This window comes from Roseburia lenta (genome assembly GCF_014287435.1).
Lineage (GTDB): Bacteria > Bacillota > Clostridia > Lachnospirales > Lachnospiraceae > Pararoseburia > Pararoseburia lenta.
In genome coordinates this window covers 159,167-175,826 of record NZ_JACOPG010000003.1, presented here as the reverse complement: position 1 = coordinate 175,826, position 16,660 = coordinate 159,167, and the positions used below count along the sequence as shown (strand labels likewise).

13 protein-coding genes and 3 tRNA genes are annotated in these 16,660 nt (G+C 47.1%); 6 read left to right on the top strand and 10 right to left on the bottom strand.

From position 1 onward, the window contains the following. Window positions 1-9: 9 nt before the first annotated feature. The 6 genes from H8R94_RS08310 (at window position 10) to H8R94_RS08285 (ending at window position 5,399) form a co-directional block, all read left to right on the top strand. The gene (locus H8R94_RS08310; RefSeq protein ID WP_118281509.1) at window positions 10-1,269 is read left to right on the top strand and encodes an NAD(P)/FAD-dependent oxidoreductase; all 1,260 of its coding nucleotides are present in this window, start codon (window positions 10-12) and stop codon (window positions 1,267-1,269) included. Between the two features lie 2 nt (window positions 1,270-1,271). After that, window positions 1,272-1,637, top strand: a complete 366-nt coding sequence (locus H8R94_RS08305; protein WP_118281508.1) for a DUF1667 domain-containing protein — start codon at window positions 1,272-1,274, stop codon at window positions 1,635-1,637. Window positions 1,638-1,838: 201 nt separating this feature from the next. Further along, a complete protein-coding gene (locus H8R94_RS08300) occupies window positions 1,839-3,203 on the top strand; it encodes an MATE family efflux transporter (RefSeq protein ID WP_186854385.1) in 1,365 nt (454 codons plus the stop codon). 4 nt (window positions 3,204-3,207) lie between these two features. Beyond that, complete coding sequence (locus H8R94_RS08295) at window positions 3,208-4,116, top strand: RluA family pseudouridine synthase (RefSeq protein WP_186854384.1); 909 nt, start codon at window positions 3,208-3,210, stop codon at window positions 4,114-4,116. Between the two features lie 66 nt (window positions 4,117-4,182). Continuing rightward, a complete protein-coding gene (locus tag H8R94_RS08290) occupies window positions 4,183-4,749 on the top strand; it encodes a glycerol-3-phosphate responsive antiterminator (protein ID WP_178010748.1) in 567 nt (188 codons plus the stop codon). Between the two features lie 20 nt (window positions 4,750-4,769). Further along, window positions 4,770-5,399: a TetR/AcrR family transcriptional regulator gene (locus H8R94_RS08285; RefSeq protein ID WP_118281504.1), complete on the top strand. Its 630-nt coding sequence runs from the start codon at window positions 4,770-4,772 to the stop codon at window positions 5,397-5,399. Here H8R94_RS08285 and H8R94_RS08280 read toward each other — a convergent pair. The 10 genes from H8R94_RS08280 to H8R94_RS08235 all read right to left on the bottom strand — a co-directional run bounded on the left by H8R94_RS08280 (window position 5,396) and on the right by H8R94_RS08235 (window position 16,593). After that, window positions 5,396-6,307: an alpha/beta hydrolase fold domain-containing protein gene (locus H8R94_RS08280; protein ID WP_158573044.1), complete on the bottom strand. Its 912-nt coding sequence runs from the start codon at window positions 6,305-6,307 to the stop codon at window positions 5,396-5,398. The genes H8R94_RS08285 and H8R94_RS08280 overlap by 4 nt on opposite strands. Window positions 6,308-6,527: 220 nt before the next feature. Beyond that, on the bottom strand, window positions 6,528-7,730 hold the full coding sequence (locus tag H8R94_RS08275) for a cation:proton antiporter (RefSeq protein ID WP_186854383.1): 1,203 nt from the start codon (window positions 7,728-7,730) through the stop codon (window positions 6,528-6,530). A gap of 158 nt (window positions 7,731-7,888) precedes the next feature. Continuing rightward, on the bottom strand, window positions 7,889-8,662 hold the full coding sequence (murI, locus tag H8R94_RS08270) for a glutamate racemase (protein ID WP_243069545.1): 774 nt from the start codon (window positions 8,660-8,662) through the stop codon (window positions 7,889-7,891). Window positions 8,663-8,751: 89 nt separating this feature from the next. Next, window positions 8,752-8,822 (bottom strand) — tRNA-Gly (locus tag H8R94_RS08265). Window positions 8,823-8,825: 3 nt separating this feature from the next. Next, a tRNA-Phe gene (locus H8R94_RS08260) sits at window positions 8,826-8,898 on the bottom strand. A gap of 97 nt (window positions 8,899-8,995) precedes the next feature. Then, entirely contained in the window at window positions 8,996-11,674 is a 2,679-nt protein-coding gene (locus H8R94_RS08255; protein ID WP_186854382.1) for an AAA family ATPase, read from the bottom strand. Then, the gene (locus H8R94_RS08250; RefSeq protein ID WP_186854381.1) at window positions 11,671-12,762 is read right to left on the bottom strand and encodes a metallophosphoesterase family protein; all 1,092 of its coding nucleotides are present in this window, start codon (window positions 12,760-12,762) and stop codon (window positions 11,671-11,673) included. Before H8R94_RS08250 ends, H8R94_RS08255 begins: the two co-directional genes overlap by 4 nt. Window positions 12,763-12,844: 82 nt before the next feature. Next, window positions 12,845-15,547 (bottom strand): translation factor GTPase family protein, encoded by a 2,703-nt coding sequence (locus tag H8R94_RS08245; protein WP_186854380.1) that lies wholly within the window; start codon window positions 15,545-15,547, stop codon window positions 12,845-12,847. Between the two features lie 3 nt (window positions 15,548-15,550). Continuing rightward, window positions 15,551-16,423 (bottom strand): M15 family metallopeptidase, encoded by an 873-nt coding sequence (locus H8R94_RS08240; RefSeq protein ID WP_186854379.1) that lies wholly within the window; start codon window positions 16,421-16,423, stop codon window positions 15,551-15,553. Window positions 16,424-16,509: 86 nt separating this feature from the next. Next, window positions 16,510-16,593 (bottom strand) — tRNA-Leu (locus H8R94_RS08235). Between the last annotated feature and the right edge of the window lie 67 nt (window positions 16,594-16,660).

The window sequence follows — 16,660 nt, the reverse complement described above, 5'->3', positions numbered from 1 at the left end:
AGCACGAAAATGAAATATGATTTAGTCATTGTTGGTGGTGGTCCTGCAGGTCTTGCTGCTGCTATCGCTGCAAAAGATAATGGAATTGACAGTATTTTAATTATTGAAAGAGATCGTGAATTAGGTGGTATCTTAAACCAGTGTATCCATAATGGTTTCGGTCTTCACACTTTTAAAGAAGAGTTGACCGGTCCGGAGTATGCATCACGTTTCATTGCCCAGGTAGAGGAACGTGGCATCGAGTACAAGTTGAACACCATGGTCATGGATATCTCAAATGACAAGGTTGTTACCGCCATGAATTCTACCGATGGTATGTTTACCGTAGAGGCAAAGGCTGTTGTACTTGCTATGGGATGCCGCGAGCGTTCCCGTGGTGCGCTCAATATCCCGGGCTATCGTCCGGCAGGTATTTTCTCAGCAGGTACCGCCCAGCGTCTTGTTAATATCGAAGGCTATATGCCTGGCCGCCGCGTTGTCATCTTAGGCTCCGGTGATATCGGTCTGATCATGGCACGTCGTATGACTTTAGAGGGAGCAAAGGTTCTCGCTGTTGCCGAACTGATGCCTTATTCCGGTGGTCTGAAGAGAAATATCGTACAGTGCTTAAATGACTTCGATATTCCGCTTTACTTATCTCACACCGTTGTTGACATTCAGGGTAAAGAACGTGTAGAAGGCATTACCATCGCCGAGGTCGGACCGGACCGCAAGCCGATCCCTGGCACAGAGATCCACTACGATTGCGATACCCTGCTTCTGTCTTGTGGACTTTTACCGGAAAACGAACTTTCCAAGACCGCAGGTGTAGACCTCAGTCCTATCACTTCCGGTCCTGTTGTAAATGACAGTTTAGAGACCAACATCCCGGGCGTATTCGCCTGTGGTAACGTACTTCATGTACATGATCTGGTTGACTTTGTTTCACAGGAAGCAACCAATGCCGGAAAGAATGCTGCAAAATACATCAAGGAAGGCGAAGTTACTTCTGCAAAGCAGATCGAGATCCTGCCGGTTGACGGTGTCCGCTATACCGTTCCAAAATATGTACGTCCGGAAGTAATGGATGACACTTTAACGGTTCGTTTCCGTGTAGGTCAGGTCTTCAAGGGCTGCGCGATCGCTACCTACTTTGGAGATACCTTGATCTCCAAGAGAAAACGTCCGGTTATGGCACCGGGTGAAATGGAGCAGGTTGTTCTGAAGAAATCACAGTTGGCAGAGTACCCTGACATTGAGAACATTACAATCAAGATTGAGGAGGCATAAGGATGGAAACAAGAGAATTGATTTGTATCGGCTGTCCTATGGGATGCAGCCTTAAGGTTACATTAGAAAATGGTCAAGTTACAGAAGTGACCGGAAACACTTGTCCAAACGGCGATAAATATGCCAGAAAAGAATGTACGAATCCTACCAGAATCGTAACATCTTCTGTCCGCGTCAAAGGTGGTAAGATCAACATGGTTTCCTGCAAGACCAAAGAAGATATTCCAAAAGGCATGATCTTTGATATCTGCAAGGCTCTGGAAAATGTTGTTGTTCCTGCACCGGTTGCCATTGGTGATGTTGTTCTTGCCAATGTCTGTGACACAGGTGTTGATGTCGTAGCGACAAAGAATGTAGACGTAAAGTAAGAAGTCTTTTTTGAGAAGATACGGAGTAAAATGTAAGGGGTTTTAATAAGGGAGATAAAGGAGAAGCCGTTGGGGGACGGCTTCTCCTTTTTTTATCTAAATACTGTCCAAATCCGGTAAAAAATGTAGGTGTCGTCCTGTGTATCTATGCTATAATAAGATTTATGCGTTTATGGATTTATACAGGAAAGGATAAACACTATGAATCAGGATAAAGAATTTTTAGGAACCCAGCCTATCGGTAAATTGTTACTTAAACTGGCTATCCCAACCGTCATTGCCCAGTTGGTAAATATGCTCTACAACATCGTTGACCGCATTTATATCGGTCACATTCCGGGCGAAGGCAGTCTTGCCCTGACCGGCGTAGGTGTCTGCATGCCTATCATCATGATCGTATCTGCCTTTGCATGCCTTGTCTCTGCCGGTGCTGCACCGCGTGCATCCATCGCTATGGGAAAGGGCGATCACGAATCTGCAGAAAAGATCCTCGGCGGTTGTGTTACACTACAGATCATGATCTCACTGGCACTTACCATCGTCATCCTCATCTGGAACCGTGATCTTCTCCTACTCTTTGGAGCCAGCGAGAACACGATTTCTTATGCGACTTCTTATATGAGCCTTTATGCGCTCGGCACTATCTTTGTCCAGATGACTCTGGGCTTAAATGCCTTTATCACAGCACAGGGCTTTGCCAAAGACGGCATGATGACTGTCCTGATCGGTGCCGTCATCAATATCATATTGGATCCGATCTTTATTTTTGCCCTGCATATGGGTGTTCGCGGTGCTGCCCTTGCTACCATTCTTTCCCAGGCATGCTCCTGTATCTGGTGCATTTATTTTCTGCTCGGGAAAAAGACCTTACTGCGTATCCGCAAGGCAAACTTGCGCAGCGGACTTCCCCTCATGCCGGCTTGTGTTGCCTTAGGGCTTTCTGCCTTTATCATGCAGTCTACAGAGAGTATCATATCCATGTGCTTTAACTCTTCTCTGCTCAAATACGGCGGTGACGTTGCAGTCGGTGCCATGACCATCCTGACCAGTGTCATGCAGTTTGCCATGCTGCCATTGCAGGGTGTCGCACAGGGTGCCCAGCCGATCACCAGTTACAATTTCGGTGCCAAGAACAGTGCCCGTGTCAAAAAGAGTTTCCAACTCCTACTGATCACCAGCCTGACCTACTCTGTCATCCTCTGGATCTGCGTGCAGGCATTTCCGCAGATTTTTGCCGGTATGTTTACAAACGATGCCAGCCTTTTAGCCTTCTCCGCTAAGGCTCTGCGCATTTACTGTGGTGCACTCTTTATGATGGGTATCCAGATCGCCTGCCAGATGACCTTTGTCTCCACCGGCAATGCAGTCTGCTCCATCATTGTTGCTATCATGCGTAAATTTGTGCTCCTGATCCCGCTCATTTACATTCTGCCACATTTTCTTGCCGACAAGACCATGGCTGTTTACACTGCGGAACCGATCGCTGACATCTTAGCCGTCACCTTTACGATCATCCTCTTTACCGTCCAATTCAAAAAGGCATTGAAAAATTTAGGGCAGGCATAGATACATGAAACGAACGATTGACTATCAGATCACAAGAGCAGATGAAGGTATACGCATCGAGCATTTTTTAAGGCGGCAGGGCTTCTCCGGTCAGAATCTGACACTCATCAAGCGCATGCCTCAAAACATCCTGCTCAACGGTCAATTTGTCTATATGAAGGACAAAGTCCATGCCGGCGACCACTTGCGCGTCCAGATCAATGAGGAGGTTTCTTCTGAAAAGATCCCTCCCGTAGACCTGCCACTGGATATTATCTATGAGGATGAGGATATCATTGTTCTCAACAAGGCAGCCGGCATGCCCATTCATCCTTCCATGGCAAATTACGAGAATTCACTTGCAAACGCTTTGGCATATTACTATGAGAAACAGGGCAAGCCTTTTATTTTCCGCTGTACCAACCGTCTGGATCGCGACACATCCGGTCTTACCATCGTTGCAAAGCATTTAGTAGCATCCAGTATCCTGTCCGATGCTGTGGCAAAAAAGGAGGTGCGACGGGAATATCTTGCCATTTGCAGTGGCATCCCGGATCCCACCACCGGCACCATTGATGCTCCCCTTGCCCGGGTAGACGGAACCATCCTTGCAAGAGAGGTCGATTTTTCGTGTGGCGATCGTGCCATCACCCATTATAAAGTCGAAAAGGCACTAAACGATCACGCCCTTGTCTCCCTGCAACTGGAAACCGGTCGCACACACCAGATCCGCGTACATATGAAATACATCGGGTATCCTCTGATCGGCGATTATCTCTACAATCCCGATATGCGCTATATGAAGCGGCAGGCACTCCATTCCTATCGCATGTCCTTTATTCATCCGATCACAAAGGAACCTATGACCTTTACCGCAGCTCTGCCACAGGATATGGAGGATGCACTTATTTGTCTTTGTCCAGACAGGTTATAACGCTTTTCTACTTGTTTTGTGCTACAATCATGACAATAGTAGGTTGATTTTACAAGGAGTATTCACATGAAAAAAGAATTTAAAGAGGCATTGGAGGACTCTCCCATCATTGCAGCCATCAAAGATGATGCAGGACTTACCCGCTGTCTGGACTGTGACAGCCAGATCATCTTCATTCTTTACGGCGATATCATTACCATCCCTTCCATCGTAGAAAAGGTAAAAGGCAGTGGCAAACTGGCATTTGTACACATGGATCTGATTCAGGGGCTGAGTTCCAAAGAAGCAGCCGTTGACTATATCTCCAAATTTACCAAAGCTGACGGCATCATTTCCACGAAAGCCCCCCTGATTTCCAGAGCCAAGGATTTGGGCTTGTGTACCATTATGCGTTTCTTTTTTATCGATTCCATGGCATATGACAGCATTGAGAAACAATTAAAAAACACAAAGCCTGACGTTATAGAAGTCTTGCCCGGGCCAATGCCAAGTGTCGTCCGCCGCATCCGTAAAATGAACCACCAGCCGCTAATCTCCAGCGGTCTGATCAGTGAAAAGGAAGACGTCTACGCACTTATCGATGCCGGTGCAACTGCTATTTCAACCACCAATCAGGATGTATGGTTTTTATAGATATAAGATAGGAGAATCATATGAAAAGAATCAAACAATTTGAGCGCACCGACCGGGATATTACCAATGCCCTCTTACTTCTGCTAGAAAAGAACCGTTTTGAAAAAATCACTGTGGCTCAGATTATTGAAGAAGCCGGGATCAACCGTTCTACCTTTTATCAACACTTCAGCGATAAATACGAGATCGTTGAGCGTCTGCAGGCCAAGTACCTGGACGAGTTTGTCGCTGTGGCACAGTCTGTCGGCGCCATGGAAAATCCGGATCTCAATGATTATGCTATCGCACTGCAGGCCTATTTTCAAAAAAACCGCTCCATTTTAAAAAAGATTTTTTCCATACAGTCTAGTTCTCTTCCGCTCAAAGACCGGATCCGTCAATATCTGGAAGAGATGTTGGGGAAAAATCTTCATCAGATTTCACCTTTAGAAGCCAGTCTCTTCGCCGGAATGACCATAGATTATATGCTCTACTATCTGAATCTGGATTCCAGCCTTGACACAGATTTTATCAATCTCTTTTTCCAGACTTTTTATAATATGGCAAAAAACTTCTTCCGCCTGGAGTCACCCGAGGCAGAAGAAGCCTTTCAAAATCTTTTACAGAACTATTCATCCCGTCACTTTTCTGTAGCTGACAAACCTGTCTAAGCCTGTGTTTTGTATTTTTCAAAAAAAGCTATGGTATCGCGCAGAACTTCACGGCTTTCTTCCGTGCCACGTCCTGCTGTTGCAAAGGCATGAAAGCAGTCCGGATAAGACTTATACTGACAAGGGCTGCCCTGTTTTTCCAACTTGTCCACAATTATCTTCTGATCCACTGCCAAAGACTCCGATTCATCCCAGGCTAAGAGCACCGGACAAAAGCCATGCAAATCATCCAGATACGGGTTGGCATACACATTATCCAGATCCTTTTCTTCCAAAAGCATATCTTTCAGTGTTTCCAAGCCGTCCGGCGTCACTGTAAAGTCTTTATTGCCCTCAAAATGACGATCAATGCGCCCAGCGAAATCAATCGGTGCAGAATATGGTACAATGCCTGCAGGTTTCTTAACCTCCTCATCACGACACTTCATCATGGTTGTAATACATAGGTAGGCACCTCCTGATTCCCCGATCAGGAAAATCGGTGTATTCTTGTGTTCCTCCAAAACTCCCTGATAAAAAGCAAAGGCATCATCCACAGCCGCCGGGAATCTATTTTCCGGAGCCAGCCGGTAATCCAGTGTATAGACATCCCGCTTCGTTTCTGCCGCCAGCATAGAGGCATAACCTCTGGACGAAAAGGCATTACCACAGATCAACCCGCCGCCATGGATATAGATAATGATATAGTCATCTTTCTTTTGCTCCGGTCGATTGATCTCTCCGGTCACTCCACCGTAGGTAACCGGAAGGAACTCTATGCCTGGTTCTGCCGGCATGCGTTTTTGCGCTGCGAAGACCACTTCACGCAAATTCAAAGGATCCATCTTTCCGTCAAATTTTGGTGCAAAGCCTTTCTCCATCATCATCTTCATTCCTGTTTTTAATGTTTCCATTTCTTGACTTGCCATCATTGACCTCCTAAAAATTATTTTTTCTAGGATTAATATAATAGGTTCTATGACATCTTCCCACCATTAAAAAAGCATTTATGTGTGTTTATCATACGCTTTGTTGTTTTTGTATGTTTAAATACATAGAAAAAATGTGCCTTTTATACAAAAAATCCGACAGTCGGGCAATATCACATGCCACATCTGTCGGATTCCATTTCATATTTATTTCCCAGACTTATGCTTTCTCTACTGCACTTTCTGCCGGCTCATCACCCTTGAACACTACCTTCAAAAGGATTGGGGTGATCAGCGTGGTGACAATAACGACCAGAATGATCGGTGCAAACAAATCTTCGTTGATCAGTCCTACCTGACGTCCTTTTTCTGCAACGATCAGGGCAACCTCACCTCGGGAAATCATACCAACACCTGTCTGCAAAGACTCTTTCCATGTAAACTTGCAGATCTTTGCGCCAAGTCCGCATCCTACCATCTTGGAAATGATAGCGATAAGTGTCAGGATCACTGCAAACATCCATACCTTTAAGGTCATACCACCAAGGGTAACCTTTAAACCTACACTGGCAAAGAAGATACATGAGAAGAATACAGTTGATACATCATGGATCTTGACATCAACATAATCTCTGATCTTTGACTGGCATAACATAACACCGGCAAAGTATGCACCGGTAATATCCGCGATACCAAAACCGATCTCTGATACATAGGCTAAGATAAAGCAGAATGCAATGGCAAAGATTGCCACACGTCTCTTGTGGTCATTTTTTTCGATCGCAAACTCCAGGCGGCTGGTAACCATAAAGAGGATCAGGATCAATACAAAGTATAATACAATCTTGATCAATACGGTTGTTGGCTTTACGGAAGTATCCTTCATGCTGGAAACAACAGCCAGAACGACCATACCCAGGATATCATCGATAATGGCTGCACCCAAGATGGTCATACCAACCTTGCCGGACAATCTGCCCATCTCTCGCAGAGTTTCTACCGTGATACTAACGGAAGTCGCCGTCAGTACAACACCGACGAAAAGACTCTGTAACATCTGATCGTAATTGCTCAGATCTTCTCCAAAGTAAATGGCATAACCGATCATACCACCGATCAGAGGTACAATAACACCGATCAATGCCGTAACAAAAGAGGCTCCGATATTGGCCTTTAATTCCTTTAAGTCTGTATCCAGACCTGCGGAGAACATAAGGAAAATAACGCCCATCTCTGCCACATATGTAAGCAGTGTACCGGTATCGCCCTCCATAGACATAAGTCCCAGTGCAGAAGGTCCTAAGATCACACCTGCCAAGAGTGCTCCTACAACCTCCGGCAAATGTACTGCCTTACACAGCAGTCCCAATACTTTTGTCGAAATTAAAATCAAAGCAATCCAAAGTAAAAATTCGTAATTCATAACGCTCACCTTTTCTTTCTTTCATTTTATATATTTGTAAAACCATACGGTTTCCTTTGAACCGCAATTATTTTACTCCTATCATATTCCTAATGCAAGCGTTTATGGGTTTTTCCACACCTTGATGAATTCGCCTCTTATTCCCATAATCTTACTGCCTAGTAGTGCAATAATTTTTCAAATAAATCTTCTCTTTCTTTGGTAAGATCACTGTTGTGAAATTCGATTTTTCCTTGTCTTCCGGTCGCTTCCCGCAAAAGACCGTCCACAGCAAGCCGTCTGCGCATTTCCCGCGCTGTCCCGGCACCGCCGTCAAAGATCTCCACCTGATCGCCAACGATCCGTTCGATGACCTTGCGCACAAAAGGATAGTGGGTGCATCCCAAAACGACCGCATCCAGATTCTTTTGATAGGGTTCCAACAGATCGCGCAGGAAACCATAGAGTTCCGGGCTGTCAATATTGCCCGCTTCCACAAAATCCATAAGTCCCGGACAGGCAAGCGGCATCACGTTAGCATGACCGCCAAATTTTTCAATCAAATGATGCAGTTTTTCTTCCCGGATCGTGATCGGTGTCGCCATCACAAGGATATTGCCCTGAGGATACTTTTCTGCTGCCGGTTTGACCGCCGGCTCGATCCCTACCAGCGGCAGTTCCGGGTACATGAGGCGCAAGACGCGCACCGCCGCACTGGTAGCCGTATTGCAGGCGATCACAACGCCCTTGGCTCCCATTTTCATAAAATCTTCTGTATGTGCAATGGTGAGTTCGCGCACTTTTTCTGTACTCTTTGTCCCATACGGTGCATTCTTAGAATCACCAAAATAATAAAAATCTTCTTCCGGCATCGTTTTGATCAGTTCACGCAAAACACTGACTCCACCCATGCCAGAGTCAAACACCGCGATCGGTGCTTCTCTTTTATCCATCATCTGCCCCTTTTCTGTCTGCTTTTCCCAGACTACAAGATATAAATGTAAAAAGCCTTGATCCATATCGAATCAAGGCTTTTCTTAAGAGCGGGTGATGGGAATCGAACCCACGTATTCAGCTTGGAAGGCTGATGTTCTACCATTGAACTACACCCGCAGATGCCCAGTTCCGGAATCGAACCAGAGACACGAGGATTTTCAGTCCTCTGCTCTACCAACTGAGCTAACTGGGCTCGTCGTTTCACAACAACAAGTTGATTTTATCGAAAATCCCCCTGCCTGTCAAGAACTTTTTCGATATCTGACAGGCGGGAAAATCATCATCCCAGACTAAGATGGCATGCGGCTTTCGTGACAGGTAAAGTAAACGATCTGCCGCTCCTTTGCTATGTCAGAAAGAAGTTTTAAGGCATGCGTAATCTTTTGCTGGTCTAAATTGGTAAAAGGATCATCCAGTACGATCACCGGCTGTTCCTTATGATACAAGACATCCACCAGGGCAAATCTGGCACAAAGCCCTACCAGATCCTGATAGCCATGGCTCAAATAATCACTGGAATGGGTGCTTCCCTGACTCAGCACCTGCACGGACAGATCCATGGTAATATCAAAATCCATATCCTTGACGGAGTCCTTATATTTATCATCCAGAATCGCCATATAGTGTTCCATGCCCTGACGCAAAGGCCGCATATAAGTAGACAGGAATTGCTCCTTGGCGATCTTTAAATATTCTTCGGTCTTGGTAAGCAGGTCTACCTTGCGGTCGCACTCTGCCTTTTCCTCCAGAAGTACATCACGACGGTTCTCCGCATCTTCAATGCCGTCCAACTCGACTGACAACTGGTGCAGCGACTCTCGATCCTGTGTGATGCCCTTTTGCATATCCTTGATCTCCTCATCGATCTGTACCTGTTTCTCCTGTAACTGCTCGACGGAAAGCGCGATCTCCTCTACCTGATTATCCTCGGCAAATGCCTGGATCTTTTCCTGCAAACTAGCGATCTCTTCCTGTAACTGACCATAACGCTGCCGTTTGCTCCAGATCAGATGCAGTTGTTCCTGCAGGGAAGTTCCTTCTTCCAACGGAAATCTGCCCAGATATTTTTCCAAAAGCCGCTTCTGTTCCTCCATGGTCAGACGGATCAATTCCAACTGCTTACGGCAGTGAATGTATTCCTCATAGGCATTTTTATCTTTCTTCAACTGTTCTAAAAGGTCTGCCTCATTGCCCTCATGGTAAAGATCCATGTGATATACCTGGGCATATCGGTCTAATATAGTATAAAGTTCCATGCGCAGATCAGCCATTTCCTCTACGGCATCTGTTGTCTGCGCTGTCGCCTGATGCTCCTCATCCCGCAGGCGCACATAATGATCCAGATTAACACGTATCTCATAAACCATCTGCTGCATGCTGTCTGCCGGTGTCAGTTTAAAATCAGCCAAAAATGCTTTACAACGGATTGCTAAGACTTCTCTTGTTTCCCGGCTCTGTGCCAGTGCCTCCGCAGCCTCTGCGAGTTGTCCCTGCAAGTCTTCCTGCTTGTTGCGATGTAAAGATCGTATTCTGCCGATCTGCATAATAGCGGCTACTCCTGTCGCTGCTGCGCCGACAAAGCAAAGAATCTGATAGATCGTACTGCCGTCTGCTTCCGGGGCAAGGATCCGGAAAGAAAATCCTCCCAGGAGTAAGGCTGCAAATAAAATAAAAAGCAATAGAACCCCTGCCGTCTTGCCCGCTGTCCTGCCGGTCTTTTGTGCCATATCCACACGTGCCTTGATGTTTCGATAATTCTCATCCTGCTCCACGATACGACCATCCAGACGCGACAGTTCCACAACGTCCTTTTCTATCTGGGATAATTCTTCCTCCGTCGGAACCTTATTGGCAAAGAAGTATTTTAACTGATCTAACTGTGCCGTTGCCTCCTCAGACAACTTGGAGTGTTCTCCCTGCATCCGCAATTCCTGCACGCGGACAGACATATCCTTCCACTTGGAAAGATCCTCCTCATCCGGTACTTGGTCCCCAAAGAGGTCTTCCCACTTCTTGATCTGCTGCTCCGGCGGCAATTTGATCGCTAAGTCTTTCTCTGTCCGCCGGCTCATGTCATACTGACGCTCCACATCTTCCAGTTTTGCGTGTTCTTCCTCACTTGGCAATCCGGTCGCAAAGAAATCATCCAGGACATTCATTTCTTCCTGCTGTTTTTCCAAAAATTCTTTTTGCTGGCGATATGCCCCCATATCCTGCTCGCGCTTGCTCTGCGTGCGGATGGCTTCCGTGATACGGTTCTTTTCTGCCTCCATCCAATTTAAGGACTTTTTCTTTTCCTCTAACTTGTCAAACTGCTTGCGGTAGCCGTCTAAGATCGCCGCCTTCTTATCGATCACTTCACTGCATCTGCTGATCTCTTCCTTGATGACATTGATCTTGCCGTTGTTGACCTTGCTCCGCCTGGTATAATTTTTACGCACTTCACTGACACGGTTCAAAGCCTCATCAAAGTTGTTGATATCGTCCTTTGCCGATGCCAGATTTCCCATCTTGGCATTCAGACTGTCCGTCATCGCCGTTGATACCGATGCCTGCGGGATAAAGATACTTTTTTCAAAAGAATCCCGATCTACCTGAAAGAGTTCCTCACCCAAATTCTGTGAAAAATCGTCACAGGCTGCCCCGGTATTGGTATCGATCAGAGTAAAGGTGTCATCCTTATCCGTCTTGCCAAAACTACGCTCGACCCGATAGCGCTTGCCTTCTGCCTCAAAGATCAGATAACCGCCACAGACACCGCCATCCCAAGGCATATAATGCTTGCGCTCGGTCAGCATCTTGGTGCGTGCCGAATAGTCCATGCCGTAGAACATGGCTTTCAAAAACACACTAAAGGTCGTCTTTCCCCAGCCATTTTCCTGACACAGGGCATTCATGCCGTCAGAAAAATCGTAAGACCATTCTTTGATTGTCCCAAATCCGGTAATATAACAGGAAATTAACTTCATACTTCTATGTCCTCGCCCATAATTGCTTTCATGCCCAACTCAATAATGGCTGCTCTCTCATCTTCCGACATATGCTGTCTTTCCATCAGACGGACAAACTCTCCTTTGAGAGACTTGTCATTACGGAAACTTTCATAATCGATCTGTACCGATGTGCGATCATATATCTTGATAAAAAAGAAGTCCTGATCCAGACTGCGGCGCAGGCGCTCGCAATCAATATCGGTATCTATATTTGTCTCACCGGTCACGATGATCTTGATCAGATCCTCCGATGAGATATCTTTCACACATTCCTTGGCAGCACGGATGATCGCCGCCATATCCATCGTCGGATCGACCTCTACTTTGACTTCATGCAGCATCCTTTTTGCGATCGGCACAAATTCCGTATGGATCTTGCCCTCGGTGATATCCAAAAGGACAAAGCCCTTCTCTCCGCACTCATCAAAGCCGCGCCCTTCCAGACAACCACTGTAACAATAAACGCCGCGGTCATCCAGCCTTTCCTTTTTGTAGGAATGGATATGTCCCAAAGCAAGATAATCGATATACTTGCCCCGCAGCATAGATAGGTTTACGACCTCTGTCCGGTCATTGCCCTGATAGTCCGATTCCTGCCCATGCAAAGCGACAATATTGACACGGTTCTGATCCAGCACCAGATTCATGCCCAAGGTCTGACTGTTTTCCTTGACCAGTTCCATGCCGGTAATGACCACATCCCCATAATCATAGGATGTCCATTCGTCCGTACCAAAGAGTTTTAAGTTGGTGATATTCTCCTGCTCGGATAATTCTTCCACAAAATCCAATTGATCGTGGTTGCCCCTGATATAGCAAAAATCGATCTGCGGATGTCCCTTGATCTGCTCGATCACACGGGTCTTTGCCGTCTTTCGTACATTGGGCTTATCAAACAGATCTCCGGCGATCAGGATCACACGCACGTCCTGCTCTGCTGCATACGCCACCATACGCTCAAAAGTATCCAGCAATTCATCCCGTCGCATGCCGGCGGCTTCCCGATCCAGATTGCTTTCCATCTTGGAATCCAGATGCAGATCTGCACAATGAATTATTTTCATATTGCTACCTCATTTATAAACGTCTCATACCATGTAGATTAGTATACCACATACTCCTATGGCTTGTCTGTCAAAAATTGTCTCATTCCAGCGGTTTGAATGCTTCCATAGCCTCCCGATTGACGCGTTCTACTTCCTTTTCCAGATCCCTTGCCGAAAATCGCCTTGCCCCTTCGCCAATGACGATCATCTGCTCCCGGCGATCCGATGTTGCCACCGTCACCTCGTATTTATCCGCCATATCATGGGTCGTGCGCTCAATATAGGCATCTGCCGTCTCCGCTTCCCTGGTGTAGACTACATGGATATTATGATAATCCACCACTTCTTCCACATGACCACGCACCCGATAGGCATCGAAAACAACGATCACTTCCTGTCCCACATGCCCCTGATAATTGCACATGATATCCAGCAGTCTGCCTCTGGCTCCGTCAATGCTGGTCTTGGCGATCTCATCCAACTCTTTCCACGCAAAAATGACATTATATCCATCGACCAGAAGATATTTCTTTCTGATCGCAACCTTCTTGTCTCTAGCGTGTGCCTTTTGATAGGCTTCGCGTGCTTCCTGCATCCGGTCTTTTTTGTCTGCATCGATCACACGCTTCTCTGCGCCCGGCAATCGCCGCTTGATCTCCCCAAATTCACGGACAAAGATCTCTTCCAGATCCGATTCCAGTCCGCCGTAACCGTCATAGCCCTGGGGCTGTCCCTGCCGCATGGCTTCCGCCCTCGCCTTGGCTGCCGCAATGACCTGATCCATGCTCGCTTCCTGCTTTTTCTCATACAGATAGGACGCCATCGGCATATGCATCTTGTCCTCGACCTCGTACCAAGGCACCAGATAGCCTGCCCCGTGACCACAAAATACCGAATCACAGGTATTGCGCAGATCCTTATCCGGGTCATAGGCAATCTCTGCTACCACCTCATCCTGATTGTGGCACGGAAAATAGCCTTCCAAAGCAAGTGTCATCTGCCCTAGACCACCGGTTACCTGCGCCAGCACTGCACCGTAGTCCCGCATGAGGGCTACCGGCGCGATTCCCTGCAAGACGGCTGTCTCATTTTCTAAGATTGGTGCGTCGAACTTGCCATACATCCTGCTCATATCCGTCATAACACGTCCCAGCGCCTGCTGCGGCATCTCGATCCGCACCCGGTAATATGGCTCTAAGAGCACGCTCTGCGCCTTGCGCAGTCCCTGTCGAACTGCCCGATAGGTTGCCTGTCTAAAATCTCCGCCCTCCGTGTGTTTTTTGTGTGCCTTGCCACTCACAACAGTCAGGCGCACATCTGTAAGAGGAGATCCGGTCAAAACGCCCCGGTGTGTTCGCTCCGCAAGGTGTGTATAGATCAGGCGCTGCCAGTTCAGATCCAGGACATCCGGTGGGCAGTCCATGGCGTATTCCATGCCGCTTCCCTGCGGCAGTTCCTCAATCAGTATATGCGCCTCCGCATAATGACGCAGGGGTTCAAAATGCCCCACACCCTCTACCGCACCGCGTATCGTCTCCTTATAACGCACTTTTCCTGCACCAAAGGTAACCAGAATACCGTATCTCTTTTTCAACTGCTGCTGCAGGACTTCCGTCTGAACCGGTCCCATAAGATGCACATGCACCTGTCTTGCCCTCTCCTGCCAGGTCACACGAAGGGTCGGATCTTCCTCCTCCAACTGCCGCATATAAGATAGCAGGACATGAGGCGCACAAGCTTCCGGCGGAATCACTTCATAGGAAAGTACCGGTTCTATGATCGCATGTTCTTCCCGCGCGCAGTCACCCAGTGTCATACCTGCATAAGACCGGCTCAAGCCTAAAATAACGCAAACCTCGCCTGCCTCCACCCGATCTACACACTCGTAACATTCCCCGGAATACAGGCGGATCTGGTTTACTTTTTCCAGACAGGTCTCCTCCACAGCTTCCTCCTCGGCATCACTGTCTGCCCCTGCGAAATGAATGGCATAGGCCAAATTATCTTTGATATGCATTGCCCCGCCCAGGATCTTGAGATAAGTCAGACGGTTGCCCTTTTCGTCCCGTCCAATCTTAAAGCATCTGGCAGCAAAATCCTGCCCCCAGGACGGCTGACGCATATAGTCCTGCATGAGGCGCAAAAGTTCCTTTACTCCCTGCACTTTGAGGGCAGACCCAAATAAAACCGGAAAGATCTGTCTTTTTGCGATCGCCTCCACCAGGAGTTTCTGATCTAGGTCACCGGTATTTAAAAAAGCATCCAAGAGCGGTTCACTGCACAGGGCGATATGTTCCTTGTCTCGATCGCTCATAGGCGCATTCCCATAAAAAGCCCCAAAGTCCATGCAGGCATCCGCTAATTTTTCCTGCAAATGAGAAAGTAATTCTTCCTTGCCTCTGTGACTCACATCCATTTTATTGATAAAAAGGATGCATGGAACATTATAATTTTGCAAAAGTTTCCACAGGGTACGCGTATGTCCCTGCACACCATCAATCCCACTGATCACGAGAATGGCATAGTCCAGTACCGACAGGGTACGCTCCATCTCCGCTGTAAAATCCGCATGTCCCGGTGTATCTAAAAGTACATATTCCGCATCTCCATACGCAAAGCGTGCCATTTTTGAAAAAATGGTGATTCCACGCGCTTTCTCCATGGCATCGGTATCCAGATGGGCATCCCCATGATCTACCCGTCCCATGCTACGGATCGCCCCCGTCTCATACAAAAGGGCTTCCGATAAGGTTGTCTTTCCGGCATCCACATGTGCCAGAATACCTATGGTCAATCGTTTCATTCGCTACATTTCCTTTTCAAAATGTTGATAATCTTTTGTTCCCTTCCAATCGCCGCCCCAGGTAAAACCATGCCTTGTAAAAATCTGATAGCAGATATCCTCATGCGTGATCATGTGCGGACGAAGATTGCTTCGATCCTTATAAAGATCATACTGCAAGTAAGGGCTGGCTCCCGCCGCCGTCACATCATTTGCAGGCACATAAGGATTTTCCAGAGGGTTGATATCGATCGCCATGCCATATGCATGCTCAGATGTGACATTTGTCCCTGCGATCTTACGATAATGAAAAGCGGAGGTATTATCCTGATTGATAGAGTCGATATCAGCCTGCTCGGCATCACGCGTCGTATCGTCTCCGTAAAACCGATCGATCCGATACATGGAATGGATCTCATATCCCTCCTGAAAAAGTTCTAAAAAGATCTGTCGGCAATCCTCTGCGACCTTTGTATTCACAACGATCTCTCCCACCTGTATCTCATGCTCATAATTATAATGTAAGACCTTAAGGTAAGACAGGTCGTCGTAAGAAATATCCGGGTTATCTATATAAGATTTTCCCTTCATATCTTCTTTTTGTTCCTCAGTAAGCTGACTTGAAGTAAAATATTTGTCCGGATCATTCAGATCAAGGCTTGCCGCATCTAGAATCTGCCCTGCTTTCAGATTCTCGATGCTCTCTAAGATGGTCGTCTCCTGCCCCGCTCCGGGCGTTTCACTCTGACTTGCCGGTGCTTTTTCTTCCGACCTTTGCACCATTCCGTGCAGATATACGATGCCCAAAATCAGTACCGCCAGCATGACGATAAGGCTTCCGTAGCGTATCCGATGGGAAGTTTTTTCTTTCCGATTGTCTGCGCCTTTTTCTGCCATGCGCCGATCCCTCCTATTGCTATAAATTGCCTATTATACAAAAGAGGACCTCTTTCTATTCAGAAAGAAGTCCTCCTTACAGAAACTGCCGCAGACCGGAATCGAACCGGTACGATGTCACCACCACAGGATTTTAAGTCCTGCGCGTCTGCCAGTTCCGCCACTGCGGCTTGTTAGAGCACTTAACGAGAACAAGCATAGCGCCGTTCGAGTTTAGTGCGATACATACTTGACCCT